12 protein-coding genes are annotated in these 12,859 nt (G+C 63.3%); 9 read left to right on the top strand and 3 right to left on the bottom strand.

Annotated elements, in window-relative coordinates; genetic code table 11:
* Window positions 1-4: 4 nt before the first annotated feature.
* Window positions 5-607, top strand: coding sequence for a tRNA isopentenyl-2-thiomethyl-A-37 hydroxylase MiaE (locus tag AB1462_RS06880; protein WP_090403510.1), 603 nt, complete (start codon window positions 5-7; stop codon window positions 605-607).
* Here the strand turns inward: AB1462_RS06880 and AB1462_RS06875 are convergent.
* Window positions 563-1,759 carry an MFS transporter gene (locus tag AB1462_RS06875; protein ID WP_367246428.1) on the bottom strand — a complete coding sequence of 399 codons (1,197 nt, stop codon included), beginning with the start codon at window positions 1,757-1,759 and terminating at the stop codon, window positions 563-565. The genes AB1462_RS06880 and AB1462_RS06875 overlap by 45 nt on opposite strands.
* Window positions 1,760-1,916: 157 nt before the next feature.
* On the opposite strand from AB1462_RS06875, the gene AB1462_RS06870 reads away from it, so the two are divergent.
* Both AB1462_RS06870 and AB1462_RS06865 read left to right on the top strand, forming a co-directional pair.
* Window positions 1,917-2,624, top strand: coding sequence for a response regulator (locus AB1462_RS06870; protein WP_065928008.1), 708 nt, complete (start codon window positions 1,917-1,919; stop codon window positions 2,622-2,624).
* Window positions 2,625-3,902, top strand: coding sequence for an ATP-binding protein (locus AB1462_RS06865; protein ID WP_367246427.1), 1,278 nt, complete (start codon window positions 2,625-2,627; stop codon window positions 3,900-3,902). It begins immediately after the preceding gene.
* A gap of 79 nt (window positions 3,903-3,981) precedes the next feature.
* Here AB1462_RS06865 and AB1462_RS06860 read toward each other — a convergent pair whose 3' ends face one another.
* Both AB1462_RS06860 and AB1462_RS06855 read right to left on the bottom strand, forming a co-directional pair.
* Window positions 3,982-4,470 carry a GFA family protein gene (locus AB1462_RS06860; protein WP_090403517.1) on the bottom strand — a complete coding sequence of 163 codons (489 nt, stop codon included), beginning with the start codon at window positions 4,468-4,470 and terminating at the stop codon, window positions 3,982-3,984.
* A 33-nt stretch (window positions 4,471-4,503) separates the two neighbouring features.
* On the bottom strand, window positions 4,504-5,394 hold the full coding sequence (locus tag AB1462_RS06855) for a LysR family transcriptional regulator (RefSeq protein ID WP_090403519.1): 891 nt from the start codon (window positions 5,392-5,394) through the stop codon (window positions 4,504-4,506).
* Window positions 5,395-6,210: 816 nt separating this feature from the next.
* Here AB1462_RS06855 and AB1462_RS06850 point away from each other — a divergent pair.
* The 6 genes from AB1462_RS06850 to AB1462_RS06825 all read left to right on the top strand — a co-directional run bounded on the left by AB1462_RS06850 (window position 6,211) and on the right by AB1462_RS06825 (window position 12,752).
* Window positions 6,211-7,029, top strand: a complete 819-nt coding sequence (locus tag AB1462_RS06850; RefSeq protein ID WP_367246424.1) for a MaoC family dehydratase N-terminal domain-containing protein — start codon at window positions 6,211-6,213, stop codon at window positions 7,027-7,029.
* Window positions 7,030-7,058: 29 nt separating this feature from the next.
* Window positions 7,059-8,222, top strand: a complete 1,164-nt coding sequence (locus AB1462_RS06845) for an acyl-CoA dehydrogenase family protein (protein ID WP_259193046.1) — start codon at window positions 7,059-7,061, stop codon at window positions 8,220-8,222.
* Between the two features lie 10 nt (window positions 8,223-8,232).
* On the top strand, window positions 8,233-9,582 hold the full coding sequence (locus AB1462_RS06840) for an MmgE/PrpD family protein (RefSeq protein WP_315337881.1): 1,350 nt from the start codon (window positions 8,233-8,235) through the stop codon (window positions 9,580-9,582).
* Between the two features lie 9 nt (window positions 9,583-9,591).
* Complete coding sequence (locus AB1462_RS06835) at window positions 9,592-10,785, top strand: CaiB/BaiF CoA-transferase family protein (protein ID WP_090403527.1); 1,194 nt, start codon at window positions 9,592-9,594, stop codon at window positions 10,783-10,785.
* 14 nt (window positions 10,786-10,799) lie between these two features.
* On the top strand, window positions 10,800-11,612 hold the full coding sequence (locus AB1462_RS06830; protein WP_367246423.1) for a CoA ester lyase: 813 nt from the start codon (window positions 10,800-10,802) through the stop codon (window positions 11,610-11,612).
* Between the two features lie 156 nt (window positions 11,613-11,768).
* Window positions 11,769-12,752 carry a TRAP transporter substrate-binding protein gene (locus AB1462_RS06825; protein WP_090403531.1) on the top strand — a complete coding sequence of 328 codons (984 nt, stop codon included), beginning with the start codon at window positions 11,769-11,771 and terminating at the stop codon, window positions 12,750-12,752.
* Window positions 12,753-12,859: the final 107 nt, after the last annotated feature.

The following is a 12,859-nucleotide window of genomic DNA, read 5'->3' as shown; positions in this document are numbered from 1 at the left end:
CCCGATGAACCTGCCCGAAATCCACGAATTCCTCGGTTGCCCCACCCCCGATGCCTGGGTGCAGGCCGCATTGGCCGATCAGGACACCCTGTTGATCGACCACAAGAACTGCGAATTCAAAGCGGCCAGCACCGCCCTGAGCCTGATCGCCAAGTACCACGGCCACGTTGACCTGATCAATATGATGTCGCGCCTGGCCCGGGAAGAACTGGTGCACCACGAGCAGGTCATGCGCCTGATGAAAAAGCGCAAGGTCGAATTGCGCCAGCTCCATGCCGGGCGCTATGCCTCCGGTTTGCGCAAGGTGGTGCGCAGCCATGAGCCGGTCAAGCTGGTCGATACCCTGGTGGTCGGCGCCTTTATCGAAGCACGCAGTTGCGAGCGTTTCGAAGCACTGGTGCCGCATTTGGACGAAGAACTCGGCAAGTTCTACTTCGGCCTGCTGAAAAGCGAGGCGCGGCACTTCCAGGGTTACCTGAAGCTGGCCTACCAGTACGGCGACGCCAAGGACATCGCCCAGGTGATCGAGCGGGTGAGGGCGGCCGAGCAGGAACTGATCGAATCACCCGACATCGAGTTCCGCTTTCACAGTGGCGTGCCAGCCTGAGGCCACGGCCACGCCGATCAATGCGGTGATCCCGGTCAGTAGCAGGATCACCGTTTGCATCCCCAGCGCTGCCAGCAGCGCAATCAACAAGCCCGCCAAGGGCTGGGCCAGGTTGTTGAGCAAGGTGATCACGCCCACGGTCTTGCCGAAGTCCTGCACGGGAATGACCCGCTGACGGGTGCTGCGCAGGTAAACGTTGAACATCTTGTCGAAGCCGGTGACCAGCAGGAAGCCCAGGGTGTACGCCCACAGGTTGGGACTGACCGCCATGATCAACGCGCCGGCGCCGATCATCGAATAAGACAGCCCGCCCAGCACTTTCAAAGGCAAGGTGGCGCGCGCCAGGTAAAACAGAATCGCGATGGTCACCGCCGCGCCGGCCGCCTGCAGCAAGGCATAGGTGTCCTTGTTGGCGGCGTAAAGGCCGGTGACCATGGCGGCGGAGGTGGCCAGCGTCACACCGATGATCAGGTTCACACCGACCGCCAGGGTAATGATCCGCTTCAAGTCCGCCAGGTTATGGATATGCCCGAATGCGATACGCAGCGGTTGCAGCCAGATATCCCGATGCTGCTGATGGGTTTCCAGGCTTGCCGTGGTTTTACGCTGCCAGGCCAGCATGGCCAGGTCCGCGAGCACAAACAGCCCGGCAATCCCCAGCACCACCCAATGCCAGGCCCACACCTCCAGCATCAGCGCGGCCACCAGCGGCCCCAGCACCAGGCCGCTCTGGTCGGCGATCTGCGAGTAGGAGAGGGTCTTGGCATAGCTGTACTGCTGGAAGACATGCGGCATCAACACTTCGCGAGCCATGATGCCCTGGGTCGTCAGCACCCCGCACAACGCCGACAGCAGCACCAGCCAGTAGATACCGTCGAACATCCCATACAATGCCACCGCCACTACACAGGCCAATGCCCGGTAAACCTGGCTGATATGCAGGATACGCACGGGAGAGAACTTGTCGCACAACGCCCCGCACACCGGAAACGCGAGATAGCGCGGCAGTGACTCGACGAAAAACGCCAGCCCCGCCCAGGACACACTGTGGGTGGTCTGAAACACGATCAGCGGCACGATAAACAGCAGAATCTGGTCCGCCAGGCGAGACAGGAACAGTGAAACGAAGAACGCCAGGTAATCCTTGCGCATACAACTCCCTGTGAATGGCGTTAAAGATTGCGGGCTATTTGTTAAAAACTCTTAAAAGCATGAAGCTTCGGTGGCGCCAGCTGGCCAGTTGCTTTAGTTGCCCAGCTTGCCACCTATAATGCCCGCTCTTCAATCCGCGTCTGCACACTGAGAACTTATGGAAAACCTGGGTCTGGGCAAGGTCCTGCTCGTTGAGGACGACGAGAAACTGGCAGGGCTGATCGCGCATTTTCTGTCACAGCATGGTTTTGAGGTGCGCGTGGTGCACCGCGGCGACGAAGCCCTGGCGGCATTCCTCGACTTCAAACCCAAGATCGTCGTGCTCGACCTGATGCTGCCGGGCCAGAGCGGCCTGCATGTGTGCCGCGAGATCCGCACGGTGTCCGACACACCCATTGTGATCCTCACCGCCAAGGAAGACGACCTCGACCACATCCTCGGCCTGGAGTCGGGTGCCGACGACTATGTGATCAAACCGATCAAACCGCCGGTACTGCTGGCACGCCTGCGCGCCCTGCAACGTCGCCAGGCGCCGGAGCCGACGGTACGCGGCGCCCTCGCGTTCGGCCGGTTGGCGATTGACCGCAGTTGCCGGGTGGTCAGCCTGGGCGACGAGCAGATCGACCTCACCACCATGGAGTTCGAACTGCTGTGGTTGCTGGCCAGCAGCGCGGGCAAGATCCTTTCCCGCGACGACATCCTCAATCGCATGCGCGGCATCGCCTTCGACGGCCTTAACCGCAGCGTCGACGTGTACATCAGCAAGTTGCGCGGCAAGCTCAACGACAACCCCCGTGAGCCGGTGTGCATCAAGACCATCTGGGGCAAGGGCTATCTGTTCAATCCGTTTGCGTGGGAGGTCTAGATGCTGCGCCTGTTTCTGCGCCTGTATGTGATTCTGGCGATCGGCCTGGCAGGGGCGATCTGGCTGGTCAACTACACCTTCGACGAGCTGCTCCCCGAAGCCAACGAAACCTATAACCGCGAAGCCCTGCGTGGCCCGGCGTATGGGTTGGTGGAGCAATTGCGTGCGCTGCGCGGGGATGAGCGCCAGGCCCGGTTGGCCGAGCTGCAGCCCCATTACGGGCTGCGCCTGAAGCTGGTGCAGAAGGACTCCCAGGCCCTGACCGAGCGCGAACAAACGCTGTTGGACCAGGGGCTGCTGGTGGTGCGCGGCGACTTCATGGAGTTTCTGGCGGCCATCGACGGTGGCCCGCAACTGCTGGAAATCAAGCTGCCGGAAGAGCCCAAGTGGTTATACCTGTGGGCCTATGGTTTTCTCGGGGTGTGCCTGGCCATCGTGCTGTATTTCTGGGTGCGCCCGCACTGGCGCGACCTGGAGCACATCCGCCTGGCCGCGCAACGCTTCGGCGACAACGACCTCGGCTCGCGCATCCTGCTGCCGCGCAGCTCCACCGTGCGTGCACTGGCCGGGCACTTCAATCACATGGCCGAGCGCATCGAAATCCTGATCGCCAACCAGCGCGAACTCACCAACGCTGTGTCCCACGAACTGCGCACGCCGATTGCGCGGTTATCGTTCGAACTCGACCAACTCAAGCAACAGGCCGACCCGCGCCAGCGGGGCGAATTGATCGCCGACATGTACGCCGACCTGGGCGAGCTGGAAGAGATGGTTTCCGAACTGCTCACCTACGCCAGCCTCGAGCGCGGCGCCACCCAGGTCACCCGCGAACGCATCGAGGCCCACAGCTGGCTCGACAGCGTGATCGGCAGCGTTGCGCTGGAGGCGGAGGCCGCCGGTATCCAGCTGTCGTTGCGCACCTGCGAGGTCGACTTTATCCAGATCGAGCCGCGCTTCATGGCCCGCGCCTTGATCAACCTGCTGCGCAATGCCATTCGTTATGCCGAGCGTCGGGTCGAGGTGTCGCTGGTCAAGTTCGGCGAGGGCTACGAAGTGCGTGTGTGTGACGACGGCCCCGGCGTGCCCGAGGAAGGCCGGGCCAGGATTTTCCAGCCCTTCACGCGCCTGGATGCCAGCCGCGATCGCCGCACCGGCGGTTTCGGCCTCGGCCTGGCGCTGGTGCAGCGGGTGTCGCAGTGGCATGGCGGGCAGGTGCAAGTGATGGATTCGGAGTGGGGCGGGGCGTCGTTTCGCATGACGTGGGCGTATGCCGAGTAATTGGTTTGCATAAGGTGGCGGTTAACGCTGGGAGGGGCCGAGGTATTCGACAGCTTTGTGGCGAAACGGCCAAAGACTGTTAACGGCTCAACCCCAGGCGTTCATGCCACTGTGCGATGGATTCTTCGGGGTATTCATCAAACTGCAGGTCGCCTTTGCGCACGCTGACTTCGACCCACGGCGCCTTCGAGCCCAGCATCAGGTGCGTATGCTCGGGCGGCACCGGCAACGGCGTGTCGATGGCCGAGGCAAACGGGTGGATCAGCTCCGGCCACTCCGGGCTGAACAGCCATAGCGCACTGCCGCACTGCGAACAGAAATGCCGCTGCGCGCTACTCACATGCGCACGGCTGGCGCCCTCCGGCTTGAGCCGGGCGTGGTAGATCGAAATCTGTTTGCGCCCGCGCACCCGCAAGCTATTGGCATCCCCGGCCAGGTTGATCGCATAACCGCCGCCGCCCTGGGTCTTGCGGCAGATCGAGCAATAGCAACGCTGGTAAGGGTAGGGGTGGGCACTGGTGAGGCTGAACGTCACGGCGCCGCAGTGGCAGGATCCTTCAAGCTGCATGGGAGGTTTGCTCTGGCTAGGTGACTTCTGAGCTTAGGTGCTTTCCGGCATCAGCGTGGCAATCAATGCCCGGATCGTGCCGGGCAACGCTTCCAACTCGCGAACCAGAATACTGCGCTCGCGAATAGCCCACGGCTCGTCCAGCGTCACCGCCACCAGTTGCATGGTGCGGCTGTGCCGTACGGCAGCGGACTCGGGGATGATGCCGATGCCCACGCCCGCTTCGACCATCCGGCAAATCGCCTCGAAGCTCGATACCTGGATACGCAGCGACAAATGCTTGCCCAGCCGCTCGACGTGTTCACGCAGGAAACTGAGCAAGGTGCTGCCTTCATGCAGGCCGATATGCTGATAGGCCAGGGTCTGTTCCAGCGTGACCGAGGCTTGATCGGCCAAGGCGTGGCCGACGGGCACCATCAGCACCAGTTTGTCGGTGCTGAAGTGCAATACCTGCAAACCGGCCGCCTCCACGGGGCCGGCGATGATGCCCATGTCGCTGGTGCCATCCAGCACGCCGCGCACGATATCGCGGGATAAGCGCTCCTGCAGGTCGACGGTCACGCCAGGGCGCTGGGACAGGAAGCCCGCCAGCACCTCCGGGAGGAACTCGGTGACCGCCGTGGTGTTGGCGAAGATGCGGATATGCCCGGCGGAATCTGCGCCGTATTGGGTGAACTCACTCTTGAGGTAATCCACCTGGCGCATGATCAACCGTGCATGGTGCAGCAACCGTTCGCCCGCCGGGGTGACCTCTACGCCACGGCTGTCGCGGTACAGCAGGCGTGTGTCGAGCTGGCCTTCCAGCGCCTTGATCCGCGCACTCGCAGCGGCCGGCGAGAGGAACGCGCGTTTGGCGCCCTGGGTCAGGCTGGGGGATTCGGCGATATGGATAAACAGGCGCAGGTCGGCCAAGTCGAAGTGCATGCAAAACTCCCGTATGAATGAACCCGGTAGATACCGTCCTATCCAACACCGCCCAAATCCCCGTAGATACTGTCTTATCCAACACCGCGCAATCCCCGTAGCAGCTGCCGAGCGCAAGCGAGGCTGCGTAGGCTGCGACTCGGTCCTGAATCGACAGCGCGCCCGACGCAGCCTCGCCGGGGCTCGACAGCTGCTACGCGCCATCTCACGCTCCCGTAGCAGCTGCCGAGCGCAAGCGAGGCTGCGTTGGGCACACCGCCGATGTCACTGACCATCCACATTCTCGCGGCGATTCATCGTGATGCTGGGTGTTTGTGAGAGCCTCACGCAGCCTCGCCAAGGCTCGACAGCTGCTACGCGCCATCTCACGCTCCCGTAGCAGCTGCCGAGCGCAAGCGAGGCTGCGTTGGGCACATCGCCGACATCACTGACCATCCATGTTCTCGCGGCGATTCACCGTGATGCTGGGTGTTTGTGAGAGCCTCACGTAGCCTCGCCAGGGCTCGACAGCTGCTACGCGCCATCTCACGCTCCCGTAGCAGCTGCCGAGCGCAAGCGAGGCTGCGTTGGGCACATCGCCGACATCACTGACCATCCACGTTCTCGCGGCGGTTCACCGTGATACTGGGTATTTGTGAGGACCTCACGCAGCCTCGCCAGGGCTCGACAGCTACGGATCTGGGCCGCGCGCGTGTTATGTCGGGAAAAGAGCGTTCAGCATAACCGAACGCTGGTTTATTGAAATGCAAATTCTCAGAACGGGCCGGCGCTTGCATGATCCGGGGCAGACACTCACTGCCCGAGGACCTGTACCTGATGAGCGCGACTGACTGGATCGGCCGAAGCGAGACCGCCCACGACCACCTGAGCCATAACCTGCTCAAACGCATTGCCGCCACCTTTGGCGAAGCCGTTCCCGAGCAGGGTGCGAACCTGCCGCCGCTGTGGCAGTGGTGCTTCTTCCAGGACCCGCTGCCGGAAAGCGCCCTGGGCGGCGACGGCCACCCGGCCCGTGGTGGGTTCCTGCCGCCGGCGGATAACCGCAACCGCATGTGGGCCGGTGGGCGTATCGAGTTTCTGCACCCGCTGCGTGCCGGCGAAGCGGCGACCCGCGTGTCGACCATTACCCAGGTCGAAGAAAAGACCGGCCGCAGCGGCTCACTGCTGTTTGTCACCGTGCGCCACGACTATGCCCAGGACGGTCGCCTGGCGATCCGTGAAGAACAGGACATCGTCTACCGCGAGCCCACGCCGCCCAAGCAGGGCAGCGGCGAGGCCCTCGCCCAGGGCGAGTGGTCCGAGGCGATCGACCCCACGCCGACCCTGCTGTTTCGCTACAGCGCCGTGACCTTCAACGGTCACCGCATTCACTACGACTACCCCTATGTCACCGGCACCGAAGGCTACGCCGGGCTGGTGGTGCATGGCCCGCTGATCGCGACCTTGAGCCTGCGCGCGTTTTGCCGCGCCCATCCCGAAGCCAGCGTGCGTCGTTTTGCTTATCGCGGCGTGCGCCCGTTGATTGCGCCGCAGCCGTTTGCAGTGGGCGGGCGCATCCGCGAAACCGGGGTGGCGGCGTTGTGGGCCGGGAATGCCGATGGCCTGGCGCAAACCGCTGAAGTGCATTTCGAATAATCCAAGAACAACAGGCGGAGAGCCGTTAGATGAACCCGAATGACAACGAAGAACTCAATGCCATCCGCGACGGCGTGCGCGCCTTGTGCGCCGAATTTGATGCGGCCTACTGGCGCAGGGTCGACGAGGAAAAAGGCTTCCCCGAAGCCTTCGTCAAGGCGTTGACCGAGGCCGGCTGGCTGTCGGCGATGATCCCCGAAGAGTACGGCGGCTCCGGCCTGGGCCTGGCCGAAGCCTCGGTGATCCTTGAGGAGGTCAACCGTTGCGGGGGCAACTCCGGCACCGTGCACGGCCAGATGTACAACATGTTTACCCTGTTGCGACACGGCAGCGAGGCGCAAAAACGCTTCTACCTGCCCAAGCTCGCCAGCGGCGAATTGCGCCTGCAATCCATGGCCGTCACCGAGCCCACCACCGGTACCGACACCACCAAGATCAAGACCACCGCGATCAAGCGTGGCGACAACTACGTGATCAACGGCCAGAAAGTCTGGATCTCGCGGGTGCAGCATTCCGACCTGATGATCCTGTTGGCGCGCACCACGCCATTGGCCGAGGTGAAGAAAAAGTCCGAAGGCATGTCGATCTTTTTGGTCGACCTGCGCGAGGCCATCGGCAACGGCCTGACTGTGCAACCCATCGCGAACATGGTCAACCACGAGACTAACGAGTTGTTCTTCGACAACCTTGAGCTACCCGCACACAGCCTGATCGGCGAGGAGGGCAAGGGCTTCAGATACATCCTCGACGGCCTTAACGCCGAACGCACCCTGATCGCCGCCGAATGCATCGGCGACGGCCGCTGGTTTATCGAAAAGGCCAGCGCCTACGCCCGCGACCGCGTGGTGTTCGGCCGGCCCATCGGGCAGAACCAGGGCGTGCAGTTTCCGATTGCCGAAGCCCATATAGAGATTGAAGCGGCCGACCTGATGCGCTGGCGCGCCTGCGAGGAATACGACAGCGGTGTGAATGCCGGCGCCAGCGCGAACATGGCCAAGTACCTGGCGGCCAAGGCGTCCTGGGAAGCGGCCAATGCCTGCCTGCAAACCCACGGCGGCTTTGGCTTTGCCTGCGAGTACGACGTGGAGCGCAAATTCCGCGAGACGCGCCTGTACCAGGTGGCGCCGATCTCGACCAACCTGATCCTGTCCTACGTGGCCGAGCACCTGCTCGAACTGCCACGCAGCTTCTGAGGACCTGCGCATGAGCCATACCCAAGCCCTGTGTCGGTTCCTGGCCGAGCTGACCTACGAGCAATTGCCCGAGCCCGTGCTGGCGCGCACCGAAGACCTGTTCCTGGATTGGCTGGCGTCCGCGTTGGCCAGCCAGGGCGCGCACCCGATCCCGTTGTTTGAACGCTATGCGCAAAAGATGGGGCCGAGCAGCGGCCCGGCGCAGGTGATCGTCAATGGCAGCGGCAGCAGCGCGTATTTCGCCGCGCTGGTCAACGGCGCCGCGTCCCATCTGGTGGAGCAGGATGACCTGCACAACAGCTCCGTGCTGCACCCGGCCACCGTGGTGTTTCCCGCCGCCTTGGCCGCCGCGCAAGACCTCGGTAAATCCGGCCGCGACGTGTTGCTGGCCTCGGTGGCCGGTTATGAAGCCGGGATCCGCATCGGCGAATTCATGGGCCGTTCCCACTACCGCATCTTCCACACCACGGCCACGGTGGGCACCCTGGCGGCAGCAGTGGCGGTGGGTAAATTGCTGGATTTCAATGAGGAACAGTTCATCAATCTGCTCGGCAGCGCCGGCACCCAGGCCGCCGGGTTGTGGGAGTTCCTGCGCGATGCCGCCGACTCCAAGCAACTGCACACGGCCAAGGCGGCCGCAGACGGTTTGCTCGCTGCCTACCTGACGGCGGATGGCCTGACCGGTGCGCGCAATATCCTCGAAGGCGACCAAGGGTTGGCGGCGGGTATGTCCACGGATGCCGAGCCGAGCAAGTTGTCGGCCGACCTGGGCAGCCGGTGGGCGCTGCTGGAAACCTCGTTCAAGTTCCACGCCTCCTGCCGCCATACCCACCCGGCAGCCGATGCGTTGTTGCAGTTGATGCAACGCGAAGGCCTGCATGCCGACGATGTCGCGCGCGTGGAAACCCGCGTGCACCAAGGCGCCATCGACGTGCTGGGCCGCGTGGGCGTGCCTGCCAGCGTGCATCAGGCCAAGTTCTCCATGGGCACCGTACTGGGGTTGATCGCCGTCCATGGCAAGGCCGGGCTCACCGAGTTCCACGCACAGGCGTTGACCGATCCCGCCGTCGCCGCCTTTCGCGACAAGGTCAGCATGACCCTCGACCCCGAGGTCGATGGCGCCTACCCGCAGCGCTGGCTCGGCCGCGTCACTGTCACCACGGTTGACGGCCGCACGCTGCACGGCGCCATCGATGAACCCAAGGGCGACCCAGGCAACACCCTGAGCCGTGAAGAACTGGCGGATAAATTCCAGCGCCTCACCCAGTTCAGTCGTGCTCGCACACCGGCCCAGGCCGCCGCATTGATCGCCAAAGTCTGGGATTTGCGCAACGCCGCGTCCATGGCCCACTGGCTCTGAGGAACCATCATGACTCACCAACGACCGCTGGACGGCATCACTGTTGTCAGCCTGGAACACGCGATTGCCGCGCCATTTTGCACCCGTCAACTGGCCGACCTCGGCGCCCGTGTGATCAAGATCGAGCGCCCCGGTGCCGGTGACTTCGCCCGTGGCTACGACGAGCGCGTGCGTGGCCTGGCCTCGCATTTCGTGTGGACCAACCGCTCCAAGGAAAGCCTCACCCTGGACCTCAAGCAGGACGAAGCCGGCGCTATCCTCGACAGCCTGCTGGCGGATGCCGATGTGCTGGTGCAGAACCTTGCACCGGGCGCGGCGGCCCGCATGGGCCTGTCGTTCGAGGCGCTGCATGCACGGTTTCCACGGCTGATCGTCTGCGATATTTCCGGCTACGGCGAAGGCGGGCCCTACGAGAAAAAGAAAGCCTACGACCTGCTGATCCAGAGCGAAGGCGGCTTTCTGTCGGTGACCGGTGGCCCGGGTGACGACCAGATGGCCAAGGCCGGCTGCTCCATCGCTGACATCTCCGCCGGCATGTACGCCTACAGCGGCATCCTTTCGGCGCTGCTGCTGCGTGGCAAGACGGGGCAGGGCAGCCGCATCGACGTGAGCATGCTCGAAAGCCTGGTGGAGTGGATGGGCTACCCGATGTACTACGCGTTCGACGGTGCGCCTCCGCCCCCACGTGCCGGCGCGGCGCATTCGACGATCTACCCTTACGGGCCGTTTCCCACCGGCGACGGCGGCACGGTGATGCTCGGTTTGCAGAACGAGCGCGAATGGGCGGCGTTCTGCGACAAGGTGCTGCTCACGCCTGGGCTGGCGACGGATGAGCGCTTCAGCGCCAACTTCAAACGCTCGGCCAACCGCGAGGCGCTGCGCCAGATCATCGTCGACAGTTTTGCGCAGCTCGACGCCGAGGCTGTGATCCAGCGCCTGGAAGACGCGCAGATCGCCAGCGCGCGCGTCAACGATATGCAAGGCGTGTGGGACCACCCGCAACTCAAGGCCCGCGACAGTTGGCGTGAAGTGGCGAGCCCTGCCGGGCCGTTGCCGTCGCTGTTGCCACCGGCGCGCAATGCGGCGTTTACCCCGCGCATGGATGCCGTGCCGGCGCTGGGGCAGCACAGCCAGGGCATCCTCGATCAGCTCGGTTACTCCGTCGACGCCATCGACAGCCTGCGCGCGCGCGGCGTTATCTAATAAGGAAATCCGTTATGCCAAACTCTCTTGTGCGCTCTGCGCTGTTTGTTCCCGGCAGCCGACCGGAGCGATTTTCCAAGGCGCTCGCCAGTGGCGCCGACGCCGTGATCGTGGATTTTGAAGACGCGGTGGAAGAGCCGCTCAAGCGCCAGGCACGGGCTAACCTTGGGGCATTCCTGCAAAGTCACCCGCAGGCCGAGGTGTGGGTGCGCATCAACGCGCCGGAACATGCCGAGCATTTCGAAGATGTGGCGTTTTGCAAAGCCCACGCCAACGTGGCGGGTGTGCTGCTGCCGAAGGTGGAAAGCGCGGCCCAGGTCGCCGTGGTCGCCGCCGCCGGTAAAGTGATCTGGCCGATTATCGAAAGCGCACGCGGCTTGCTGGCGGTGGCTGAAATCGCCCATTCGCCGCAGGTCGAACGTTTGTCATTCGGCGGCCTGGACCTGGCGCTGGACCTTAACCTGAGCAGCAACTCCCCGGCCGCGCAGTTCGCCCTCGACCAGGCACGCCTGGCGCTGATCGTGCACTCCCGCGCCGCCGGCCTGGTGGCGCCCCTGGACGGCGTGCATCCGGCCATCGACGACCCCGAAGGCCTGCGCCGCTCGATCCGGCATGCCTATGAAATGGGCTTTGCCGGCGCGTTGTGTATCCATCCCAAGCAGGTGGCGGTGATCCATGAAGCGTTGGCACCCAGCGCCGCGGACCTGGCCTGGGCCCGGCGGGTGGTGGACGCCGGGGCGCATGGGGCAGGGGCTTACCAGATTGATGGGCATATGGTGGATGCGCCGGTGCTGTTGCGGGCGCAGCGGCTGCTCGCACAGTTATAGCTGACGAAACCGAATCAAATGTGGGAGGGGGATCTCCATTTTTCTTGAGGTTGGTGTTCGGCCTGGCCGAACGCAGGTATCAAAAATTCGAAATTCACTACACGCGTCATATCAGGCACCTTGCCCTACAACACAACAATAAGAAGGTGATTTTCCATGCTCAAGCTTTCTCGGGCGCTGTTCTGCGCCGCCACCTTGTTTGCCGCAGGCCTGGCCCAGGCGGCGGACCCGATCGTGATCAAGTTCGCCCACGTGGTCGCTGAAAACACCCCCAAGGGCCAGGGCGCGTTGCTGTTCAAGAAGCTTGCCGAAGAGCGCTTGCCAGGCAAGGTCAAGGTCGAGGTGTACCCCAACTCGTCACTGTTCGGCGACGGTAAGGAAATGGAAGCCCTGCTGCTGGGCGACGTGCAGATGCTCGCACCGTCCCTGGCCAAGTTCGAGCAATACACCAAGCAAGTGCAGATCTATGACCTGCCGTTCCTGTTCAACGACCTGGCCGCCGTCGACCGCTTCCAGGCCGCCGAGGGCAAGCAACTGCTGACCTCGATGCAGAACAAGAACATCCTCGGCCTGGCCTATTGGCACAACGGCCTCAAGCAACTCTCCGCCAATAAGGCGCTGCATGAACCCAAGGACGCCCGAGGCCTTAAGTTCCGCGTGCAGGCCTCCAGCGTGCTGGAAGAGCAGTTCAAGGCGATCCGCGCCAACCCGCGCAAGATGAGCTTTGCCGAGGTGTACCAGGGCTTGCAGACCGGCACCGTGAATGGCACCGAGAACACCTGGTCGAACTACGAAAGCCAGAAGGTCAACGAGGTTCAGAAGTACTTCACCGAGTCCAACCATGGCTTGATCGACTACATGGTGATCACCAATGCTACGTTCTGGAACGGCCTGCCGCCGGACATCCGCAGCACCCTGGAGCAGGTCATGGCCGAGGTCACCGTCGAGGTAAACAAACAGGCCGAAGCGCTGAACCAGTCGGCCAGGCAGAAGATCATCGACGCCAAGACCAGCGAAATCATCGAGCTGACCCCCGAGCAACGCCAGTTGTGGCGTGAAGCGATGCGCCCCGTGTGGCAGAAGTTCGAAGGCGAGATCGGGGCCGACCTGATCAAGGCGGCGGATGCCTCCAACCAGTAATGCCGGGGCATACCGAGATCCAATGTGGGAGGGGGCTTGCTCCCGATGGCGGTGGATCAGTTGATATAGCTGGTGACTGATACTCCGCTATCGGGGGCAAGTCGAAT

Source organism: Pseudomonas sp. SB113, assembly GCF_040754745.1.
Lineage (GTDB): Bacteria > Pseudomonadota > Gammaproteobacteria > Pseudomonadales > Pseudomonadaceae > Aquipseudomonas > Aquipseudomonas grimontii.
This window is presented reverse-complemented; position numbering and strand designations above follow the sequence as displayed.

Bases quoted from the DNA above. Each gene is read 5' to 3' on its own strand.
- AB1462_RS06880 (WP_090403510.1), top strand. From the start codon at position 5: ATGAACCTGCCCGAAATCCACGAATTCCTCGGTTGCCCCACCCCCGAT.
- AB1462_RS06875 (WP_367246428.1), bottom strand. From the start codon at position 1,759: ATGCGCAAGGATTACCTGGCGTTCTTCGTTTCACTGTTCCTGTCTCGC.
- AB1462_RS06870 (WP_065928008.1), top strand. From the start codon at position 1,917: ATGGAAAACCTGGGTCTGGGCAAGGTCCTGCTCGTTGAGGACGACGAG.
- AB1462_RS06865 (WP_367246427.1), top strand. From the start codon at position 2,625: ATGCTGCGCCTGTTTCTGCGCCTGTATGTGATTCTGGCGATCGGCCTG.
- AB1462_RS06860 (WP_090403517.1), bottom strand. From the start codon at position 4,470: ATGCAGCTTGAAGGATCCTGCCACTGCGGCGCCGTGACGTTCAGCCTC.
- AB1462_RS06855 (WP_090403519.1), bottom strand. From the start codon at position 5,394: ATGCACTTCGACTTGGCCGACCTGCGCCTGTTTATCCATATCGCCGAA.
- AB1462_RS06850 (WP_367246424.1), top strand. From the start codon at position 6,211: ATGAGCGCGACTGACTGGATCGGCCGAAGCGAGACCGCCCACGACCAC.
- AB1462_RS06845 (WP_259193046.1), top strand. From the start codon at position 7,059: ATGAACCCGAATGACAACGAAGAACTCAATGCCATCCGCGACGGCGTG.
- AB1462_RS06840 (WP_315337881.1), top strand. From the start codon at position 8,233: ATGAGCCATACCCAAGCCCTGTGTCGGTTCCTGGCCGAGCTGACCTAC.
- AB1462_RS06835 (WP_090403527.1), top strand. From the start codon at position 9,592: ATGACTCACCAACGACCGCTGGACGGCATCACTGTTGTCAGCCTGGAA.
- AB1462_RS06830 (WP_367246423.1), top strand. From the start codon at position 10,800: ATGCCAAACTCTCTTGTGCGCTCTGCGCTGTTTGTTCCCGGCAGCCGA.
- AB1462_RS06825 (WP_090403531.1), top strand. From the start codon at position 11,769: ATGCTCAAGCTTTCTCGGGCGCTGTTCTGCGCCGCCACCTTGTTTGCC.